This is a genomic window from Halarchaeum sp. CBA1220 (assembly GCF_003721175.2).
GTDB classification, from domain to species: Archaea; Halobacteriota; Halobacteria; order Halobacteriales; family Halobacteriaceae; genus Halarchaeum; species Halarchaeum grantii.
Genome location: NZ_CP054709.1, coordinates 314,700 through 333,609, shown reverse-complemented (window position 1 = coordinate 333,609; position 18,910 = coordinate 314,700). Strand labels below are relative to the sequence as shown.

General features: G+C 61.7%; 14 protein-coding genes and 1 pseudogene. 3 read left to right on the top strand and 12 right to left on the bottom strand.

The features are described 5' to 3' along the window. Positions 1-275: 275 nt before the first annotated feature. The 7 genes from EFA46_RS14910 to EFA46_RS14880 are packed head-to-tail and all read right to left on the bottom strand — an operon-like array spanning position 276 to position 11,904. A complete protein-coding gene (locus tag EFA46_RS14910; protein ID WP_123079002.1) occupies positions 276-4,562 on the bottom strand; it encodes a helicase HerA domain-containing protein in 4,287 nt (1,428 codons plus the stop codon). Beyond that, positions 4,555-6,765, bottom strand: coding sequence for a VirB4 family type IV secretion system protein (locus EFA46_RS14905; protein ID WP_123079000.1), 2,211 nt, complete (start codon positions 6,763-6,765; stop codon positions 4,555-4,557). Before EFA46_RS14905 ends, EFA46_RS14910 begins: the two co-directional genes overlap by 8 nt. After that, complete coding sequence (locus EFA46_RS14900) at positions 6,758-7,876, bottom strand: hypothetical protein (protein ID WP_123078998.1); 1,119 nt, start codon at positions 7,874-7,876, stop codon at positions 6,758-6,760. Before EFA46_RS14900 ends, EFA46_RS14905 begins: the two co-directional genes overlap by 8 nt. A gap of 3 nt (positions 7,877-7,879) precedes the next feature. Beyond that, entirely contained in the window at positions 7,880-8,938 is a 1,059-nt protein-coding gene (locus EFA46_RS14895) for a hypothetical protein (RefSeq protein ID WP_123078996.1), read from the bottom strand. Between the two features lie 2 nt (positions 8,939-8,940). Then, a complete protein-coding gene (locus EFA46_RS14890; protein WP_176969913.1) occupies positions 8,941-9,792 on the bottom strand; it encodes a hypothetical protein in 852 nt (283 codons plus the stop codon). Next, the gene (locus EFA46_RS14885) at positions 9,789-11,519 is read right to left on the bottom strand and encodes a hypothetical protein (RefSeq protein ID WP_176969912.1); all 1,731 of its coding nucleotides are present in this window, start codon (positions 11,517-11,519) and stop codon (positions 9,789-9,791) included. The genes EFA46_RS14890 and EFA46_RS14885 overlap by 4 nt, the downstream gene beginning before the upstream one ends. 22 nt (positions 11,520-11,541) lie before the next feature. Next, on the bottom strand, positions 11,542-11,904 hold the full coding sequence (locus EFA46_RS14880) for a hypothetical protein (protein ID WP_123079283.1): 363 nt from the start codon (positions 11,902-11,904) through the stop codon (positions 11,542-11,544). Positions 11,905-12,261: 357 nt separating this feature from the next. On the opposite strand from EFA46_RS14880, the gene EFA46_RS14875 reads away from it, so the two are divergent. Continuing rightward, on the top strand, positions 12,262-13,170 hold the full coding sequence (locus tag EFA46_RS14875) for a bile acid:sodium symporter family protein (RefSeq protein ID WP_123078994.1): 909 nt from the start codon (positions 12,262-12,264) through the stop codon (positions 13,168-13,170). Positions 13,171-13,242: 72 nt separating this feature from the next. Here the strand turns inward: EFA46_RS14875 and EFA46_RS14870 are convergent. The 4 genes and pseudogenes from EFA46_RS14870 to EFA46_RS14855 form a co-directional block, all read right to left on the bottom strand. Next, a pseudogene (locus tag EFA46_RS14870) lies at positions 13,243-13,464 on the bottom strand (hypothetical protein); the annotation flags it as partial. 134 nt (positions 13,465-13,598) lie between these two features. Further along, complete coding sequence (locus EFA46_RS14865; RefSeq protein WP_123078992.1) at positions 13,599-14,831, bottom strand: phage integrase SAM-like domain-containing protein; 1,233 nt, start codon at positions 14,829-14,831, stop codon at positions 13,599-13,601. Positions 14,832-15,282: 451 nt separating this feature from the next. Next, the gene (locus EFA46_RS14860) at positions 15,283-16,959 is read right to left on the bottom strand and encodes a transposase (RefSeq protein WP_123078669.1); all 1,677 of its coding nucleotides are present in this window, start codon (positions 16,957-16,959) and stop codon (positions 15,283-15,285) included. A gap of 209 nt (positions 16,960-17,168) precedes the next feature. Next, positions 17,169-17,372: a hypothetical protein gene (locus tag EFA46_RS14855; protein ID WP_148040713.1), complete on the bottom strand. Its 204-nt coding sequence runs from the start codon at positions 17,370-17,372 to the stop codon at positions 17,169-17,171. 96 nt (positions 17,373-17,468) lie between these two features. On the opposite strand from EFA46_RS14855, the gene EFA46_RS14850 reads away from it, so the two are divergent. Together EFA46_RS14850 and EFA46_RS14845 are read left to right on the top strand one after the other, a co-directional pair. Continuing rightward, complete coding sequence (locus EFA46_RS14850; protein ID WP_123078667.1) at positions 17,469-17,825, top strand: hypothetical protein; 357 nt, start codon at positions 17,469-17,471, stop codon at positions 17,823-17,825. Beyond that, complete coding sequence (locus tag EFA46_RS14845) at positions 17,822-18,103, top strand: hypothetical protein (protein ID WP_148040712.1); 282 nt, start codon at positions 17,822-17,824, stop codon at positions 18,101-18,103. Before EFA46_RS14850 ends, EFA46_RS14845 begins: the two co-directional genes overlap by 4 nt. Here EFA46_RS14845 and EFA46_RS14840 read toward each other — a convergent pair. After that, a complete protein-coding gene (locus EFA46_RS14840; protein ID WP_176969904.1) occupies positions 18,100-18,840 on the bottom strand; it encodes a CPBP family intramembrane glutamic endopeptidase in 741 nt (246 codons plus the stop codon). The genes EFA46_RS14845 and EFA46_RS14840 overlap by 4 nt on opposite strands. Between the last annotated feature and the right edge of the window lie 70 nt (positions 18,841-18,910).

The following is an 18,910-nucleotide window of genomic DNA, read 5'->3' as shown; positions in this document are numbered from 1 at the left end:
ACCACCCACCGCTCCCCCCTGTGCCACCTGTCTCGTTCCAACGGGAACCCCCCGTTCTATACTAGTTGGTTGTTGCCCGGAAAGCTCTCGACGATTGGCGCGAAAACCACCACACAGCGGTGGTGTTCCATCCACTGTTCTGCCACGGTTCGTGTTCCACCCATCGGTACTGCTGGCCATCGCTGAATCGGGATGGGTGTCACAGAGCGATGGATTGCCATCATTGCCCTGTGAGACGGGCTGTCGCGGCGGATCTCTACCTTGTGTCGCTCGTTTCATGAGTCGCCATCCTCCGCCACACGGACGCCGCTATACTGGCGAACGAGATCGCCGTCGACGCGACGTCGCGTGGACTCGATATCGAGATGGTTGTTGAGCGTTCGGGTGAACCAACTCTTGTTCATCGGGTCGTCGATTCCCTCCGCGGCCGCCCAGTCGAGGTATCGCTCATAGACCGTATCCTTCGCGACAGTTGCATCCGCGTCTTCGACGAGGTGCGTGTCGACGAACGTCTCGAACGAGGGTGGTTCGTTCGTCGAGTCGTTGGGAGTTTCCTCGGGCTCGCTGCCGGAGGTTGACTCGACGTCCTCCTCGACAGGGCTGGCCGTTGCGGGGGAACGTGGCTGTTCGAGTAGCGTCGAAAGCGGTGCGGTTTCGCCCTGATCGTAGATGACCGCGTCGCCGTCGTCGCGAAGGATGACGATCCGGTAGGACGACCGGTCGTAGTCCGGAACGGGAAGCTCCGCCTCCGGAATGAACGGGTGCTTGAGTCGGACCCACTCAGACTCGAACGCCGATTTCGACTCGTGCGTGTGCCGTGTCCCGTGGTCGTGGACGACGTACTCGTCGGCGGCAGGATCGTAGCTGTAGATCGCTGGCACGCGTTCCTTCGAGAGCCCATCGAGCGTCGCCACGCGAACGTACTCCGTCCCCGCTGCGTCACGAAGGACGATCTCGTCGTCGTCCCGCTGCCAGATGTTCTGCCGACCCCCGCTCGCCGGCCGGACGGCGGTCACGCCACCATCTTCGCCCGCGCCGCCGTTGAACGAGATGCGTTCGTCAGTCGTGTAGAACCGCGTCTCGCCGTTCTGAAGCTCGCGGACCGGCTTCGAGAGGATTCCCTCGACGCGTGCCGCCCAATCCGTCTCCGCCGTTCCAGATTGAACGACGAACAGCGGGAACTCTCCTGCGTCCTGGGCCTTCCGCAGATTCGTCAACACCTTCGCCGGATTCTCAGGCGTCGTCGTCTCCACCTCGATAGCGAGCGTCTCGTCGATATCGGGATGAGTTGCGTGGGCGTCAGGCATCTCGCTCCCGTCCTGCGTAAGGATCGAGACAGTACACCCGATCGCCGTCAACTCCTCTTCGATTCGTTCGAGCGCTTCGTCGTGCTTCTGACCGCCGGCGGACCGCACTGAACCCGTGTCGGGCGCTGCGATGCCTTCACCGTCGTCGGTGAGTCTGATCACGAGGTTGTCCGACTCCATGTCGACGGTCGTGTCGAGGAACCGTGAGCGCTGCCGGATGTTCGCCAACTCCTCGTAGGACGGCGCCGTCGCGTCGACGTCCTCGAACAGCCGACGGAGTTCGTCGTCGGCGGTCTCGACCGGCACCCAGCCGTTCTCCGCCCGCACGTCTGTCCGAAGCTGGACGCTCCGCACGATCTTCGCGAGTGCGACGTCGAGTTCCCCGTCAGCGACATCGAGGATCTCACCGAGCTCGGCTGGTGTCTCTGTTCCCGGTGCGTCCACAGACGCCGGAACGCCAAACGTCTGCTCGGTCCGTTCGTGAACCACGTCGAGCGCGTCGGCGAACTGTGCCTCCTCCCGCTCGGTGAGCGGGCGCTCGCTCTCGGGGTGGCCGTCGGGAATCGGGAGTGGTTCGAGACTGAACGGATACGGGCCCGTCTCCCCGAACGTCGGGCTGGGAAGACTCGCAATCCACTCTCCACGCGGTAGCGCTCGAATACGGTTTGTGAACTCTTCCGTGTCCATATCCTCGTGGGCCATCGCCTGTGCGAGCTCTCGGTCGACGTTGATCTTCCCGACGAGCGGACTACCGATGTTGTTCAGGACGTTCAGGTACGCTTTCCGACCGCCTTCAGCGGCCATCTGTTCGGGGAACTGCATCGAGAGCCCGACCGAGAGGTCGAAACTCCGCCCCTGCTCGAGGAGCGTGTTCATGATGTTCGACACAGCAACTGATGCTGCTTCGTCGATCAGGAGATTCACCACGTACTCGTCCCGAGTCTGGGTATCCATCTCGGTCTCTTGGAGGGCGTCCGCGAGATTCGTGAGAATCACCCCGGTCATCACGCGGGCGGCGTCCTCGCGGAGGTCGCCAAGGTCGAAGAGGACGACTGCGTCGTCGTCGAGGACGTCACGGAAGTCGAACTGTGGTTCGGTGTTGTTGAAGATACGGCGGAGGTGGGTGTCATCAGAGATGGCGGATAGTCGATTTCCGACGCCGCCCATCACGTTCGAGAACGTATTCTGATCGAGCTGCAGCTGGCGGCGGAGCGAGCGTGTGACCTCTTCGTCGCTCGACTGTGGTGCGGCTTCGAAATCTGGCTGTGGCGGGCCGACCGCCCAGAGTTTATCGAGAGCGTTCTCCAGCTGTCGATGCGCGAAATAGTCCGTCGACTCCCGGTACTGACCGTTCTCACGGCCGTGATCGTCGTCGAAAAGCGCCTTGATGAGCGTCTTGATCAGGCCGGGTGCGACGGTTGCGCGCTCGTAGCGCTCGGTCCCCATGACGAGCTTGAGAATCTCCTCGTAGTGGTCCGCCTTCTGCTGCACCGCATCCTCGCGTCGCTGACCGTTCGCAAGCGCAGGTTCGATATTGAAGAAGGAGAAGCCAGGGAGAATCTCCGGGATGGGGAAGTGGATGACGTTCTCCTCGAGGTCGTCGAGGCCGAATCGGACGGCGTGAGCACGCAGATAATTCTCCGCCATGCCGTCACCCTTCGGGTCGATCAGAATCGTCGGCCCGGCAGTCGTCTCGTAGAGCGAGAGCATGTCGTTGATCAGCGCTTTCGATTTGCCCGACCCGGTTGTCCCGAACCGTCCGTAATGCGTCCGAAGGAGGCGTGGCGGGAGACGCGTCGGTACGTCCTCGGGCTCGCCGGTTTCGTCGAGTGCCGTCCCGATCGCCATTCCCTCGCGGAACTCACGCATGAGGTCTTGATGGGGCCGTGGGAGTGGATTCCGACTCTGTTGCTCGGCTCGGGTCCCCCGCGTTCCCTCGACGGAGAGCTGTTCGGACGAGGGGACGAGGACGAAGTTCGCGAGTTCCTGCCCACTCAAGACGAGGTCGGGACGGGTTTTTCCACGTCCCGTCATGATCTCGCGGTCAAGCAGCCGCTGGAGGGCTGCTCGCGCGTTCTTCTCCTTCTTCGCTTCACGGAATCCATCGTCACGGAGGCGTTTTGCGGTGACATCGTAGAACGGGCCATCGAGGGGATCGAAGACCGGTGCGAGTGAGTCTAACCGCGAGTCGAGGACCTCGGGGTCGTCCTGTGGGACGCCGATGACGCGGACGTTCACCGTGAACGAGCGTTTGGGGTTCTTCGCGTCAATCGCGTCGAGGCGCGCTGCGACGGCGTCGCTGAGTTCACGCTCGTCGTGCTCGTGCTCGATATCGGAGTCGAGAAGGCCGCCGATGATCTTCTGCGAGAGCGTGTCCCGGCCGTCGATCAACTCCTCCTTCCGGACCTCGGCATCCGACTGCCAACTCGCGTGACGCTGGAAGACAACCTGAAACGCCACGGGCGCGCTCGCTTCCATCAGATGATCGATGAGCGACGCGAGCGTACTCCCCGGTTGGTCAACCGACGTGAGGGACTCCTCACTCTCGGCGTCGGTAAACGGCGTGAGTGTGGTCATCCAATCCGCCTTCCGCGTCGCTGCTCCACACCATCGAACGCCGAGCGGTGACACCGCGTCGACGGTCGGTCGCGCGAGTATCGTCCCCCCGTCTGTGACCGTCGGCTTATCGAGCGCGCTCACCGGCTCGTCGTCTGGGAGTGTACTCGACGGAGCGAGTTCGACTGCAGTCTCTCCGACGCGAACGATTCGGTCGGCGGCGAGGTCGATCTCGACACCACCATCTGCGCCGGGTTCCGTCCCCGAATCCGAGGTATCGCCCTCGACGTCTGTGAGGTCGTATCGCTCCGCAACACCGAACTCGTACTGGAGATTCCCCGCGGTGTACTGTTCGACGAACTCTTCGCGGGTGTACTCGACCGGCTGGACGAGCCGCGATGCAACGTCGACGTCGACGCGTTCGACGTCGAAGGTCTCCGGATAGATCGAACGGAGGCGTTCCTCGACGGTGCCGAGATGCTCGTCGGCGCCGTAGTAGAACTCGACGGGTTCGTTCGGGCCCTCGCTGAGCGCGAGGAATTCGAACCGCGGGGGCGTCGAGGACTGGAACGGGTTCAGTTTCGCGCCGATTCCCGATGATCCCGACGGGGTGAGCTTGTGCAGGCTTTCGAGTACACGAGGTATCCCTGCCGGATCGAGTGTCTCGGACGTCGGCGTCACCCGCTGATACTCACGCATCGTCCGCTCCCTCCGTTGTTCCGCCATCAGCCTCCGCGTCTGCAACTTCTCCGTTGTCGCGTCCCTGTGCTGTTGATCGCTCCTCCAGCTCCGCTCTGAATTCGCCGATCTCGGATGGCGTTTCGTCAGTGTCGACGCCGGGCAGTTCGTCGCGAGTCTGTGCGGTGGGGTCGAAGTCGATGACCTGTTTCTCCTTGGGCATCGCCTCGACCTGGATGCCGCGCCACTCGCCGTCGACACCGACGAGGGCTTCGGAGAAGCCGGCATCCTCGTTGCCGGGGACGGCGTCCTGCACGTAGCGCATCTGGGCGTGGTTCAACCCGAACTCGTCCGCCCACTCCTCGTCCATCCCGTCGAGGCGGTGGAACTGTTTGACCGCACACTGATCGAGGATCGCCTCACTCTCGGCGTGCTCGAAGAACTCGTCGACCGTCTGGGTCACCAGTCGAATCGAAAGGTCGTGGTGGCGGTGATGGCGGAACACCGTCTCGAGGAAGGCAAGGCTCGCGGCGTCCTGCATGATGTAGCGGGCCTCGTCGATGACGAAGACGACCTCCTTCTCCGTCTCCTTCGCGCGCTCGTACACCAACGAAATGAGGAGTTGCATGGTGAGCGCCGTACTAGAGTCGACGCTCCCCTCCTGCTGGGCGAGGTCGAGATAGATGGTTTTCTCGTCGCGGATGTCGAAGGCGGACGCCTTCCCGAGGTTCGCGTGCCGACCATCCTCCTCGAAAGGGCGAAGCTGATCGAGAAGCCACGTCGCGTCTGCCTGGATCTTCTCGGCTTCCGACTCGGAGCGGACAACGAACTCTGCGGGGTCCTCGACCATCGCCTCGAAGACGTCGAGCATGTCCCGGATCGTCGGACTCGGGTTGTCGTGGGTCGCGATGTCGTCCGTAATCCCCTGGCGGGCGTAGGCGGTCCGCAACCCGAGCTCGAGGGTGGTCCGGCGGTCGCCGAGCGAGATCCCCCGTAGGGCGAAGAAGTTGGTGAGGAAGCTCATCGCGTCGTCGAGTTTCTCGTTGAACGGACTGGCGTCCTCACCCATCGCGCGCTGGGCGTGCTCGGGCGTCTGGCGAATCTCCAAGGGATTCAGACCGAGCGTCCCACCGACCGTAATCCGCTGGGCGTCGAGGGCCTCGGAGACGCCCGCCCAGTTGTTCAGCGGTTCGAGGACGATGCCGATCCGGTCGCGGTCCTGCTCGATCGACCGGATGAAGTTCTGCTTCGAACCAAAGGACTTCCCCGAGCCCGTGTCGCCGACCGTGAACATCGCGTAGCCATTGTCCCGCGCGAAGGGGTCGATGACGACGGGGCTCTGGTTGTCCTTGTGGATGCCGAACTCGACGCCGCCCTCCTCGAGGATTGTCGCGTTATGCGGCGAGCCAAGCAATGCGCCGACGGCGCCACCGAGCGCGATCGACTCCCGGCCGAACTCGTTGTCGCCGATGGGTGCGGCGGACTGGAAAGCGACGTCCTGCCGGCAGATGGCGGTCTTCGGCGTGAGGTCCGCCGGGTCGTCTCGAAGTGTGCTCTTCACCGTGCGGACCGCGTCCTGTAAGTCGTCCTTCTCGTCGGCGCGCACCGTGACGAAGACGCCCTGGTCGAAGACGTTCGCACCGCTCTCGACGGCCTTGTACGTCGCTGCCGCCTCGTCAGCGCGCTCTTGGAGGTAGGCGCCACGGACGCTCTGCTCGAGATCCGCGTCCACCTGGAGGTCGTCGGCGATCTCCTCCAGTTCGTTCCGGGCGCGCTCCTGGTTCTTCGGCGTGACGTGCGCGGTGAGGTCGAACTCGACATCGGTCAACTCGAAGAGGTCGCTGAGGTATCCATCAGTAGGGTGGTCGGGGTATTCGGCGACGTAGAGTGTGCTCGTCCACTGCTCACCGACGTGCGCCGCACGCGTCTCCCACTCGATCGCAGCCGGCGCAACCGCCGTCTTGTGCGACTCCGCGATTTCGTCGAGAAGGCGTCCTTCCGCCTGACTGTCTTCGAGCGTCTCTTCGTCGAGGACGTCCGCGAACTCGACGGTGGGTTTGTTGTCGCGTGCCTGATAGCGCGTCCACGCGACGATGCCGGTCGCAACGACGACCACGATGACGAGGGCGTAGAGCAGGACCCCGCCCGGCATCGTGGGATTGAACGCCCACTCTGTGAACTGCTCGCCGACCCCGGTCGCCGCCGGGAGGACGACGTTATGCATCGGTGTCCTCCCGTTGCTGGTGGTTCATCGCTGGTTGGCCGCGAATGACTGATTCGGGGTCGCCGTAGTCGTGTTCGTGGCCGTTCCAGAAGTCCATCGCGAGCGTGAACAACTCGACCGTGCTGAGGCGTCGGGCCGACCAGCCACTCGCCTGCTGGACGAACTCACTACGGACGGCGGCGACCCGGTCGTCGAGCGTCTCGAACATCCGTGCGCGCCGCTCGGCCTCCTGCAGGTTTTCGCGGCGGGTGACGAAGGGGTTGAAGAGGAAGCCGACGACGGGAATCTGGGTGAGTTTCTCGGCGGGTGTGGACTCGTCCCGGTAGCGGTCGTAGACCTCGATTGGGGAGACTTCGACGCCGATGTAGTAATGGAGTTGCTGGATGCCGCGCTCGCGCATCTCACGTGGGCGCGTCTCGAGGTATTCTTCGAGGAGTTCGCGGAAGACGGGATTCTCCTGAACGTCCTCGTCGTCGAGGCGGTCCTGGATGTTCTCGACGACCCGCTCGATGGGGAACTCACGGGTGGTCGCGTGGAGTTTGAGCTTCGAGTCGAGTTCCTTGTTCGCGAACTCCGCGCCGGCTTCCTGGAGTTGCGCCCAGTCCTGGGACATCGCGAAGTCCATGTTGTCCGGGTCGACCTCGACGAACGCCTCCATCGTCCCATCCGACCGCTGGATAGCGCCCGCACCGGGCCACGCGCGTTGGATATTGGTGAGGTCCTGGGTGCGTTCGTCCGGCGTGAAGGGCGTGTAGTTCGCGAGCCCGCCCTCGTTGCGCACCGTCTCGTTGGTCTCGAAGTCTGGCTCGTCGGGGGCGCTGAAGGTGACGCGGGGGCGTTTGAGGTATTGGTAGACGTCGGTGGCCCACGTCCAGGCGTTGAGGTGAGTGGGGGCGACGTAGATGATGGCGACACCGAGGCCAAAGCCACCGGCGACGAAGGGGAGGGCGAGCGAGTCGACGCCGGTGAGGGCGGCGAGAAGGAGGCCGATGATGGGGAAGGCGATGAGGACGCCGACGTCGCCCTCCTCGATGTTGAGGTAGGGAATGCGGCTCTCCTCGCCGAACTGATTCATGATGCGTCGTGCGGCGGCTTCTGGATCTGTCGACATGGATTAGCGAGTATTCGGGTCGTTCTCTGTGCGGCGATACGACGGCGTCTCATCGGTCTCCTCGTCGCCGGCGCGACGGCTGGCGTGTTCGGCGACGGCTTGTCCGGCGGCGGCCTTCGGGCCCCAGCGCGCGGCGGTCGTCGCAACACTCGCCCCACCGACGTACGCACCGGCTGCGACGCCGCCGACGAGCGCGGCACCCTGTGTGGCGGTGCCGATGGCTTTCGCGGTGAGTGGTGTCGCGTACTCGAACGTCTTCCACGTCACCACTAAGGCGACGAGCGGGAGGGAGACGGCGACAATGTAGCTCAGGAACGGTGAGGATGGATTGAGGGCGTTCTGTGCATAGAGTAAGTCGTAGCCCTTGAACACGACCGCGGCAGGGAGTGGGAGGATGGCAAGCGGAACGAAGCGTTTGCTGAAGCCCATCGCGACGTCCGAGAGCACTGGGATGTTGCCGTAGGCGAGTGCGAACGCGATCGGCATCCCGTAGATATAGACGTAGAGCAGCACCTCACGGATGTAGTAGAGCGCTTCGAGCGCCCACATCGAGAGTCCACCGAGCATTCCAAAGACGAGTGATAATGCTGCGTTGTGGAGGGAGAACCGAAGGAGGTCGATCATTGCAGCGCTGACGGAGCTGAGACTCGGCAGTAGAGCGATCGTGAATCCGTTGACGAGGTAGAGGGTGAGTACGGCGATCCAGTACCACGTGATGATCAGGAAGGAACCGACCCACGCAGTCTTGCGGGTTCGTCGTGACTCGTAGGCGCTCCCGATGTTGAAGATGCGGATGAGGTGGCGTCCCTGCACGCAGACTACGAGTAAGAGCAGCGAGACGACCATGATCTCGCCGCCGATCAATGCGTGATGGATGGACTGCCAGGGAGCGTTCGTGGGCTGGCCGAAGACAAACGCCCCGTCCGTCTGTGGTGTCGGAGTACCAAACGTCTCAACCGAGAGGGTATGATATCCTTGCTTGAGCCCCTGCATGAAGAGACCGGTGAACCAGTTGACTGCATCCTTGAAACTCTGAAGGACGACATCAATGAGGTCAACCACGGTTAGTTCTCCCCGATTGTGATTGAGCAGTTATGGAGCTGCTCAGATGCGGAGTAGTGGATGCTGTACGTCTGAGAAACGTTACCCTCCCTGGAACCCGTCTCGAGGATGAGCCGGAACGTGCCCTCCTGTTGTTGATCGGTGCAGGTTACGTTGGCACCAGGACCAAACGCAAACGGGGCGCGATAGCTGTATATGGTTGTCTGCGTTCCTGGCGGGATGACGACGTCCTGTACCTCTGAGTCACTCTCTGGGTTGTAGATGCCACTCACGTCTGTTTGATCGGCGTAGGATGTACCGTTCTCACCGCTGGGATATGGCACGAACCCCATAAACAGGAGTTTCGTGATCGCCGTCGGCCCACTCCCTCTGTTGGCAACACTCACAAACGCCTCAACGCCTGTTCTGTGCTCTGTCCCGTTCCACATCTTTGCGGGCTGGTTCCGTCCGATGCCCATCTCGAGGATCTGGAGGTCGGGGCGGAGCGCCCGCGTCGTCGTACCGATAGTCTGGTCACCGTTGACGGCGACGAGCGTGTACTCGCCAGGTGTGTAGGTGGTGCCGACGTCGAAGGTGACGCGACTCGCGCCCTTCGCGACGCCGCGTTTCCCGAACAGCGACCCACTCGGTTTGACGAGGTTCACGTGCTCGACGTCCACGCCACTCGCGAGGTCAACGACAAGCGTCGTCCCCTGGACGTCGACGGTCGCGAACGGCCCAGAGGTACTGGTCGTCGAGGAACTTGACGTCCCAGAGTTCTGGGTGCCGGTGCAGCCGGCGACGCCGGCGAGGGTGAGACTGCCGAGTGCGCGGAGGGCGGTACGACGGTCGATGGGTGGTGGGCTGTCAGTCATGGGTGCTGGAAGCGATCGAGGCCGAAGAGTCGGAGGAGGCGCTGGCCGGTGTAGAACATCACGACGAACGGGAGGAGTTTCCACCCGGTTGTGAACGCGAGGTCAAACCAGCCCGAGAGCGTGCCCAGCGGGTGCCAGCGCACGCTCGCCTGGTCACGGACGTACGCGGGATTGGCACCGAGCCACGATTCGGGCTGGTACTGGGCGGTGTAGATGCCGGGCTGCGTGAGCGTGACGACCGCAATCCCGGAGGCGTTCGTCTCGACGTGCTGGTCACCGATGTCGATGTAGCCGTTCGATGATTGTGCGAGCGCGCGGCCACGCTGCTCTGTCGAGAGGTCGATCGGCGCGCCCGTCTGGTTGTCCCGCAGTTCGAGGCGGACCCTAGCCGCTGAGTCGTTCTGCGAGAGCACGCTTGCAGTGAGATTGCTCTCGCGGAGGTGACGCGTCGACCCGGGGCTGGGCTGGAAGATCGTCGCGTTCACGCCGCGGACGATCCCCGCGACGTGGAGTGCCTGCCGGTCGACCTGCTTCGCGCGGACGGCGACGCCATAGGACGTCTTGTAGGAGCCGTTCACGACGTCGATGTGGACGTTCAGTCCGAGTGTCGAGGCGGGTGAAGATCGGTTGATCCCCCACGTCCGAACGACCGACGGCCCCGTCCGAACCGGTTCGGCGACCGGCCCGATCCGTGATGGGTACGCGTGCACGGAGACGGGAATCGCGTCGGAGTTTGTGCGTGTCTCGCCGTCGCGCGTCGATGCGACGAGTGTGTCCCAGTTCGTGTGTCGAGCGGTGTAGAACCGCCACACACCACGCACGCGAGCACTCCCGTCGTCGGTGAGCGTGTAGCCCTGCCACGGCCGCGACTGGAAGATCGCGACGCCTGCGTCCCCGTTCGGATACTCCGCGTAGTAGGGGTACGCTGCGAGGTCGTACACCGACCCGCTGAGTGAGTCGGTGACCGTGACGGAATCCGTCTCCGTCGTCGTGTTCACGGCCCCGCCGTTCAGCGTGGTGGTCTGCTTGAGGCTGATCTCGATCCTCGCGTGCAGCGTCAGCGTCGTGTTTCGCGTGTTCTGGAGGTGGTAGTCGAGCGTCGGCGTCTGCGTCCCGGTGCTCGAGGCGATCGTCTCACCATCCTGGGTGAGCCAGACGCGCGATACCTGATTACTGGTGAGCGACCACTCCGTACTCGTGTTCCCGAGCGTCGCGTTCCCCGTCGTGGTCGGGGAGCGGACGCGATAGTCGACGAGGCCGCGGAGCGTCCCGTCCGGTGCGAGATACGCACGTGTCTTACCGGACGCGAGGTGCGCTCGTGTCGATGGCTGCGCGGCGAAGATCGTCGCGTGAGCGTCCGCGATGAGGGCGCTATTCTCGAGGTCGGCGTTCTCTGGGTAACGCGACGTGTCGGGACCACCAGGGCGAACGTCGCGGAAGTCGTGCTTAGTCCACGTCGCGGCCGTCTTCGGCGGCCGGGTGAACGTGATGTCTGTCCCGTTCGCGAGCTGTTGGAGTGCGTTCCGATGCTCACCGTAGCGCTCGTAGTAGGTGGATTCGTTCGTGTAGTCGTCGGTGTCGTGCGACCAGAGAGTCGCAGACTCGTTCTGTGTCAGGCCGTTCCCCTCGGTTCCGGGGCGGGGGTGGTCTGCGGCGGCGAGTCCGACGACTGTCGCAAGGAGGAGAACACCGGCAATCGCTATCGCGACGGGGCGCGACGGAGACATCGGAGTGGAGGGCAAACTGGGGCTACCAAGGGACGAGGTTCACGCACTGGGCGAGCGGGAGGCCCATCATCGAGCCCGCGACTGTGTAGAGCGGGCCGAGAACCACGAGCACGACGGTAGACTTGAGTGCCGAGCGCTTGTGGCGCTTCAGCCCCTTCTTCTGCTCGGGGCTCAGCGTGAACATATCGATCAGGGAGTTCGCCTGCCACACCACGGCGAGTCCGACGATCCCGAGCGCCGTCGTCAGCTGGAAGAAGCCCTCGATCATGCTTGGGAGTTTGTCCGCGTTGCAGACCGCCGACTGCTGGGCGGCGGCTGGCTCAACGGCGACGAGACTGAGGAGAACGAGGCCGATTACGGCACGTCCTGGCAGTCTGCTCGGCAATACAGTATAAGTCGGCGGGAGCGACTCGTCAGCGGGGGAGGGTGGGTCGGTCACGAATTGTTGGGTAGGGATTGGTGGTGACGGGCCGCGGACCGCTGGTGAGTGGCCGCGAAAGTACCGCTGGAAAGCAGTCACGCCGAAACCACCCGCCAGAAGCAGGCGAATCACGAGACTGCGGGCCCGTATGCGATGCATCCGAGCTGCTATAACTGAATCGAAAATAAATATCTTCTGCTACTTTCCTAGCGGATAAATAAACAATTCATCGACAACGCCATTCATCGAGCCCTCGGTGGGGGACGAATCCTGAACAGTAGAACCGGTACCGATTCAACTGCGCTCCAGTAACTGGCCGGTGTGCGTCTGGCACGCCTGATCGACGAGTACCTCATCGGGTGGGTCATCCTCGCCGTCCTCCTCGGTGTCCTCGTCCCAGAGCTGAGTGTGGTGACGCGGGCATCCACACCGATTCTCGTCGTGATGGTCGGAAGCACCTCACTCCTCCTCTCGCTTGGGGACGTCCAGGGGATCAATCGACGCGTCCTCGGAGGCATCCTCCTCGCACATCTCGCGATGCCGCTTCTCGCGTTCACAATCGCCACCGTCCTGGGGCTCTCACCCGCGCTCACCGCAGGATTTGTTCTCCTCGGGGCGGTGACACCCGAACTCGTCTCCCCGACGATGACCGCGCTCGCCGACGGCGATATCGCGCTCTCCTCCATCTCGCTCGTCGCCATCGGTCTCCTGAGCGTCCTCTACACGCCTGCCTCCGTCACCGCGCTCCTCGGTGAGACGGTCCACGTCGACAGCGGGCACCTCGTCTCCGAACTTCTCGTCGCCGTCGTCCCCCCGATGGCTATCGCAGTCCTCGCTCGCTCGCGCTACGAGCGAATCATCGCCCGCTACGACGACTACTACACGAGTGTCGCGTCCGTGATGGTCATCCTGATCATCGGCGGGGTCGCCGCCGCGAACGCCACCCATCTCCGTGCTGTCACGCCACTTCTCGCACTCGTCGTCACCGGCGCGTTCGCGCTGAACCTCCTCGGCTACGGCCTCGGGTGGACCGTCGCACGCCTCGTGGACGCGACGCCCGCCGAACGCCTCGCCGGGACGTTCGCCGTCGGAATGCGCGACTTCGCTGTCGCCGCCGCGCTCGTCGTCGCTGCGGGCTTCCCCGCGATTGCTGCGCTCCCCGCCATCTGCTTCGGCATCGTCGAGATGGTCACCAGCGCCGCAATCGCTCGGCTGGCAACGCGAAACTGACCCGGAATCGACAGAGATTCGGAGTATCTCGGGTTGGACTGTCTGCGTCTCGAGATCACAGGGTCGCTGCACTCAGGCGAAAGCCCTGTCACAGGCTGCGGCACCGAGGACAGGAAGTTGTCGATGCTGGGTGGTGAGTTCAGTTCGCTTGAAGGTGACGTTCGCACGACCGACGGCGTCGAAGTCGCGGAGCCGATACGCAAGTCTACGAATCCGGGCTGCTGGACCGCGACAGAACAGGCCCTCTAAGCACCACTCGCCCTGATGCGAATGGCTCGTCGTCTCGATAACGTCGAATAGGGTGCCGCAGGTTACGCTGCCGCGGTTCTGACTCCGTTAATCCGGCAGATGCTCAAAAACGAATAGCCCTCGATTAGCCATCTACCCTGGCTTTCTGAAAACGTAATGTATTGAGAATCGGCCCACGACTATGTGAGACTATCAATCTCTTCTAGTGCTTCAGTTGCAACGTCCCCGAGTTCACCAGCTTCAATATGGGAGTACCGCTCTCTCACCATCTCCTCAGAGTTGTCTAAGTACCGAGCCGCAACCGTATACCCGAACGCTCGAACGAGGACCTCACCCATCCCGCGACGGCCGCCGTGGGGCGCGAGATAGTCGTGTTTCGGATGGTCGATATCGATCTCTGCGGCCTCTGAGAGTCGCTGGAGGATCGACCGTGCGCCATCCGTCGTGATCGACGGCAGCCGAATATCCTCGTCGAGCGCCAACAAGAGGTCTCGGGCGTATTCCTCGCGTCGCTCGGCAATTGCGTCTGGGCGTTCCCCTCGCTCGGCAAACTCATCCTGGACGAGCCCCGCGAGCGTCCGTTGGTCGAACGTGGGAAAGACCGGCCAGCGCTCCGTCGGCGGCTCCATCAGCCGGCGGTAGCTCCGGAGCGGCGAGATTACCGGGTCGGGGAGACTCGCGGCGTCCCACTGCTGTTTCTTCCGGTAGACGTCCATACTCCCGTCCTCAAGGGAGAGGTCCTCCCAGCGGACACCGCGCCGACGCGGGTCATTCGGGTCCCGAAGAAGTTCACCAACTCGCACAGCCGTGTACGCGAGGACGAACACCAGAGCCCGGTCACGAGCCGCCTTCAGCGCCGCATAGCGTGCTCGCTGCTTGTCCAGGGGGTCAGTCTCTTCTGGAAGTGTCGTGTACGCTTCAACGGCGTCGCGGGCCTGTTCATCGACGTAGCGGGTGAGAGCGTGGCGCTGTTCGGACGTCCAGGCCTGCTGGTCGCCGGGCTTGCGACCGTCGTCCTCCGGCAGCGGCGCCATCGCACTTGCCCGCTGCGCGTAGTGGGCCTCGAGATAGCCCTCGTTGACGCACCAGCCACACCACGCAGAGATATAGCGGTAATAGGTTTGTACCGTGTTCTGCTTGAGTCCGCGATCACCGTCGAGATGCCGGGCATATTCTCGGAACACGCGTTCGTCGAGATCGTCGAAGGTTGGCTCTCGGTTGACGTCGTCGGGGACGATCCCGGTCCAGTCGTCGTCGCCGCGGTCGCCGGCGGTCCACTCGGCGAATCGCTCCAGCTCGCGTGCAGCGTTTCGTCGATAGTTCCCGCCGTCGCCTCCGCGACCTTTCCCCTTGTCCTGGAGGTAGCGCTCGAAGCTGTCGTCGAGCGGCGTCGAAAGCGCTCGATCAGGCATCCACCGGCCCTCCACCGTCCTGCGGGACCGGTCTCGGGTCCTCTATTCCGGGGGAAGCGCCGTCGTGAGGCGGTTGCAGCATTCGTGCTTCACCGACGGCGTCAGGGTACTTCAAACTGGTCGTGATTACCAGAATAATCAGGACCACTCATCAGTTCCACTCAATCTACTGTATTCGGGGTTTTAGAGTCTTCTAACACCGAATTTCTACATTACCCCACCCCATATACTGTATATCGATATACAAAATGACTAGATCGTGGAAGTTGAGACTACACCGGGTTTAGCCGGCCTGTAATGCGCGGTCTCGGACGAATCGATGAGTGGAAACTGCTTCAGGTTACTCTCCAAACGGCCACTCTTGTTAGTATGCCTACTATATGATGGATTATCGGTCCCTTTCGGTAGCGTTGCCACTCAGACGGCGCTCTATCACGGGGAGAGTACCTTACTACCCGATTCCTGTCTCCTTCTTCAACAGCGTGAGCGTATTATCGGCAGTCACCATCGGTGATCGTTCGTATTCCCCGGTCAACTCGACTTGGACGAGTAGATCGACCGCTCGCCAAATCGAGTACAAGAGACACGCGAACGCGAAGTAGAAGAACCGCAGCCCGAAATCGGTCGAGGTTGTCGCGGCCATGAATCGCTTGATCGACCGATAGCCACTCTCAATCTCCCAGCGATATCCATATTCACTAAGGAAGCCCCCACCCCGGTTGGACATGAACACCGAGTACTGCCGGTGATCATCGTGTTCAGAGTTCTCCTTCCGACGGTAGATTAGCGTCGTCTCATGCCACTCGTTCTTCCCGAGATGGAGCTTCCGGTCGGTCTCGTACCGGTCTTGATCACGCTGGAGCAACCGCTTGGCCTGAGCTTTCTCACTCGTTTGCATCCGTTTCGGCACGACGTAGGAGAGCCCCCGCTGGCTGATCATCTCTAGAATGTGCTGACTATCAAACTCCCGGTCCATCAGCACGTTATCGACGTGGACGAGCTCTTCCGCCGAATCCAGCAAGTCCTCGACGATCTCCTTGCGTGATTCACCTTTCCGTACCGGACGGGCATCAAGGACAAGAGGGACTGCGTTGCCGACCAACTGGACTGTCGCCCACTGGTAGGCGTATTCGTCGTTCTTCTCCTTCGTCCCGATAATCTCGTCCTCGTGGCCCGTCCTATCGCCGGTAAAGGGATCGTCCTCAGTGATGTCGATCGCGACAATACCCGCTCGGAAGAACTCCTCTGTCTCCGCGAGCTCGTTGATGAGCTGTCGGAGTGCCTGTCGGTACATCTCGCGGATCTGCTCGATGGAGAGATCGCGAATCTGGTCGCGATGGCCGTGTCCGAGTGGTGTTCGATCACGCGTCGACTCGTGAATGAAGCTGCGAGCGCCCTCGTTGGCGGCCAAATTCTCACGGAGTCCCAAGTAGGTCTGTAAGCCCCAGTAAGCGTTCTCGGGAATCTCACAGCCCTCACCACGGTTGAGCGAGAACGCGGGGAATACAACGCGACTGACGTGCTTGGTAATCATCCCGGCCTTGTCGAGGAGGGCCTGGTCGGCAGGGTCCGATTCAGTAGCGTCGTCGCCTCGATCCGGGAGGTTTCGTTCTGGTTTGCGTGGTACAGCGACACCCGCGTTCTGCGCTTTGATCAAGATTAGTCGAGCCGCTTCCTGGATCGTCTCGCGGAGATCGCGCGTGAAACGCTCGTTCCATGTGCGCCACAGTGTCGATTGATCCGGAACCGTCCCCAACTCGAGGCGTTCACAAAGTTCGGGGTAGGTATCGAGGTACTCGACGAGAGGTGTTTCGTGCGTCCAGCCGTGGAGTTCTTTCAGCACGAACACGCGAAAGAGGGTATCCATCTCGTAGCATGTCGAACTCTCGTAGCAGTCGTGGGCTTCGAAGCGAAAGTAGGCCAGAGGAAGCTCGCAGACAAACTGTTCGAGTGAGTCATGATCAGGGTGCGTAAACCAGACACGTGAGACGACTCGAACGTCTGATTCTAACCCACCAAGTGAGGAGCGATCGTACAGCGGTGTCGAGTCATATTCGGGCCATTCGACGCGCTGCTGGTGTGCGATTCGTCGAAAGACGCTGCGTCGAGACTCGCGAGTCGCAGCCACTGCAGAAGAATAGCCCGGAGACGCTCAAGAGTCCGTCCAACCGACCAGTAGAGGAAGAGTTCTGTGCTCTGTTGGATCCCTCAATCGCGAACAGGACTGGTGCAGCTAATCGTTAGATATAGCTGATTTAATGACTTTCAACACGTGCCAGCGCCGCCTCCCCTTGACCTTATCCTGAACAACAGAGACAGAGATGCTGTTAAGATTGCTCAATGCGCCTCAGATCCAGTTCCTGTCGCGAAGGATACAATAAGACCGATGATGAGAACGCCAACAACGCCTAGAAGTCCCCGGATAACCAGTTTCACACTACCTGATTTTGCTGGGTCGGGGTACATGAGGAAGAGAACTGTGATTACGAATAGCAGTACAGTCATGAGACCGACACTGGCGTCTCCGAGAATTTTATTCATAGCCGTATTTTTGGAGATGAGTTATTATATCATTCGGATTCGAACGCTCAGTTGTGCGACCGGTCGGCTCTTATATCGGTCGTCCAAAGGGGGTGTATGGCTGAGAGTGGGCTTGCAGCAGGCTACCAACGATCGAGTCCATGGCCCGTCTTCCTTGCGCTTGGACTTGTCCTTTCCGAGGTTGGCGTCTTCCTTGCGGGTGTACTCCTCCCGGTCGCAGTCGGTGGACTCCTACTTCTTGAGGTGTGTATTATCGGAATCTTCAGAGAATCCGGGTATGCACGTACGCTCTCGCGCCCAGCCCTTGGAATTGGGAGTCTCTTCACAACGGCCGGACTCGTATTACTCGCGGCAACAACATATTGGGTACGCGGCGTTACAGTGCTCGCTGCTGGTGTCCTGGCAGTTATCGGTGCAATTGTGTGCTGGCTCTACGAGACACGTCGACTATGAGTGAGCGCGCCCCAACCCGATCCGGTTCTCATATCGTAATCGCGATGCTCATCGTCGCCATTCTTACAGCCGCTGGATTCGGATACGCGGTCGGTGCCTCCGTCCTTCAGAGCGCTGTTGAGAAAGGGATAGAGGCGACGCTTGGTCCGATATCGTTCGCACTCTCCCCATTCAACCTCTTCCTCTACGGGATGATTTCGGTCAGCATTGGGATGGCCGTCATACTGGGTATTGTGCTCTTCCTCTCGAAGTATGATACTGCGTCTCTGAGAGACTAGCCGAGAAGCACTGCGGGTGCTGAAGAGAGCGAGAAATACGCGACGCCGAATTGGACCGCGTTATACGTCGCATGAACAAGTGCTGGGACGGCGAGGTTCTCTGTATATTCGTAGAGGACACCGAGGACGAGTGCGATGAGGAACACACCACCGAGGTAGACGAGCTTTCCGTCGCCGGAGAGCGAAGAGACATGCAGAACTGCGAAGGTTGCACTCGCGATCGGGATCGCAACAGTCGGTGTGAACTCGCTACGGAGCCGTCCTTGGATGGCGCCACGGAAGAGCAATTCCTCGCCAGGCCCAACAAGGAGGTAGGAGAGCGGGATCATGAGGAGGAGGACGGCGGGGTTTTTGGCTGCCGTAGTCACGACTTGGTTTGTCGCCGAATCAAGCCCGAGGAAACTCGCCGTCATGGAGAGACCGACCCAAAGCGCGAGTGTCGCGACACTTCCAGCGACGATAATCGCGAGATCACGCCGCGATGGAACCGCTACCGGGAGTGGTGGAGATGTATTGCCAAGTCGGCTGTAGAGGAGCGCGACCCCCCCAAACGCAATACCTTGGAGAAGTGTGGCGCTAAGTACGAGTTGAATAGCGGGACGGTCAAAGACCGGAATACCAACAACAGTGAGGAGTCCGGCTCCCGTCGCGACGAGGAGTGTACCGACACCGAACCCAACAATAGCGAGTGCGATGGTGAGAGTCACCGATCGGACACGGTCCGAGATCGCATTCATACACAAAGATGTGCGTGGGCCGTAGAAATGCTGGTCGGTCTTGACCATCACTCTATTATATACGAATCAG

Coding starts and splice junctions, on each gene's coding strand:
- EFA46_RS14905 (WP_123079000.1), bottom strand. CDS start 6,765: ATGCATAACGTCGTCCTCCCGGCGGCGACCGGGGTCGGCGAGCAGTTC.
- EFA46_RS14845 (WP_148040712.1), top strand. CDS start 17,822: ATGAGTGAGCGCGCCCCAACCCGATCCGGTTCTCATATCGTAATCGCG.
- EFA46_RS14900 (WP_123078998.1), bottom strand. CDS start 7,876: ATGTCGACAGATCCAGAAGCCGCCGCACGACGCATCATGAATCAGTTC.
- EFA46_RS14850 (WP_123078667.1), top strand. CDS start 17,469: ATGGCTGAGAGTGGGCTTGCAGCAGGCTACCAACGATCGAGTCCATGG.
- EFA46_RS14890 (WP_176969913.1), bottom strand. CDS start 9,792: ATGACTGACAGCCCACCACCCATCGACCGTCGTACCGCCCTCCGCGCA.
- EFA46_RS14885 (WP_176969912.1), bottom strand. CDS start 11,519: ATGTCTCCGTCGCGCCCCGTCGCGATAGCGATTGCCGGTGTTCTCCTC.
- EFA46_RS14865 (WP_123078992.1), bottom strand. CDS start 14,831: ATGCCTGATCGAGCGCTTTCGACGCCGCTCGACGACAGCTTCGAGCGC.
- EFA46_RS14855 (WP_148040713.1), bottom strand. CDS start 17,372: ATGAATAAAATTCTCGGAGACGCCAGTGTCGGTCTCATGACTGTACTG.
- EFA46_RS14910 (WP_123079002.1), bottom strand. CDS start 4,562: ATGCGTGAGTATCAGCGGGTGACGCCGACGTCCGAGACACTCGATCCG.
- EFA46_RS14840 (WP_176969904.1), bottom strand. CDS start 18,840: ATGAATGCGATCTCGGACCGTGTCCGATCGGTGACTCTCACCATCGCA.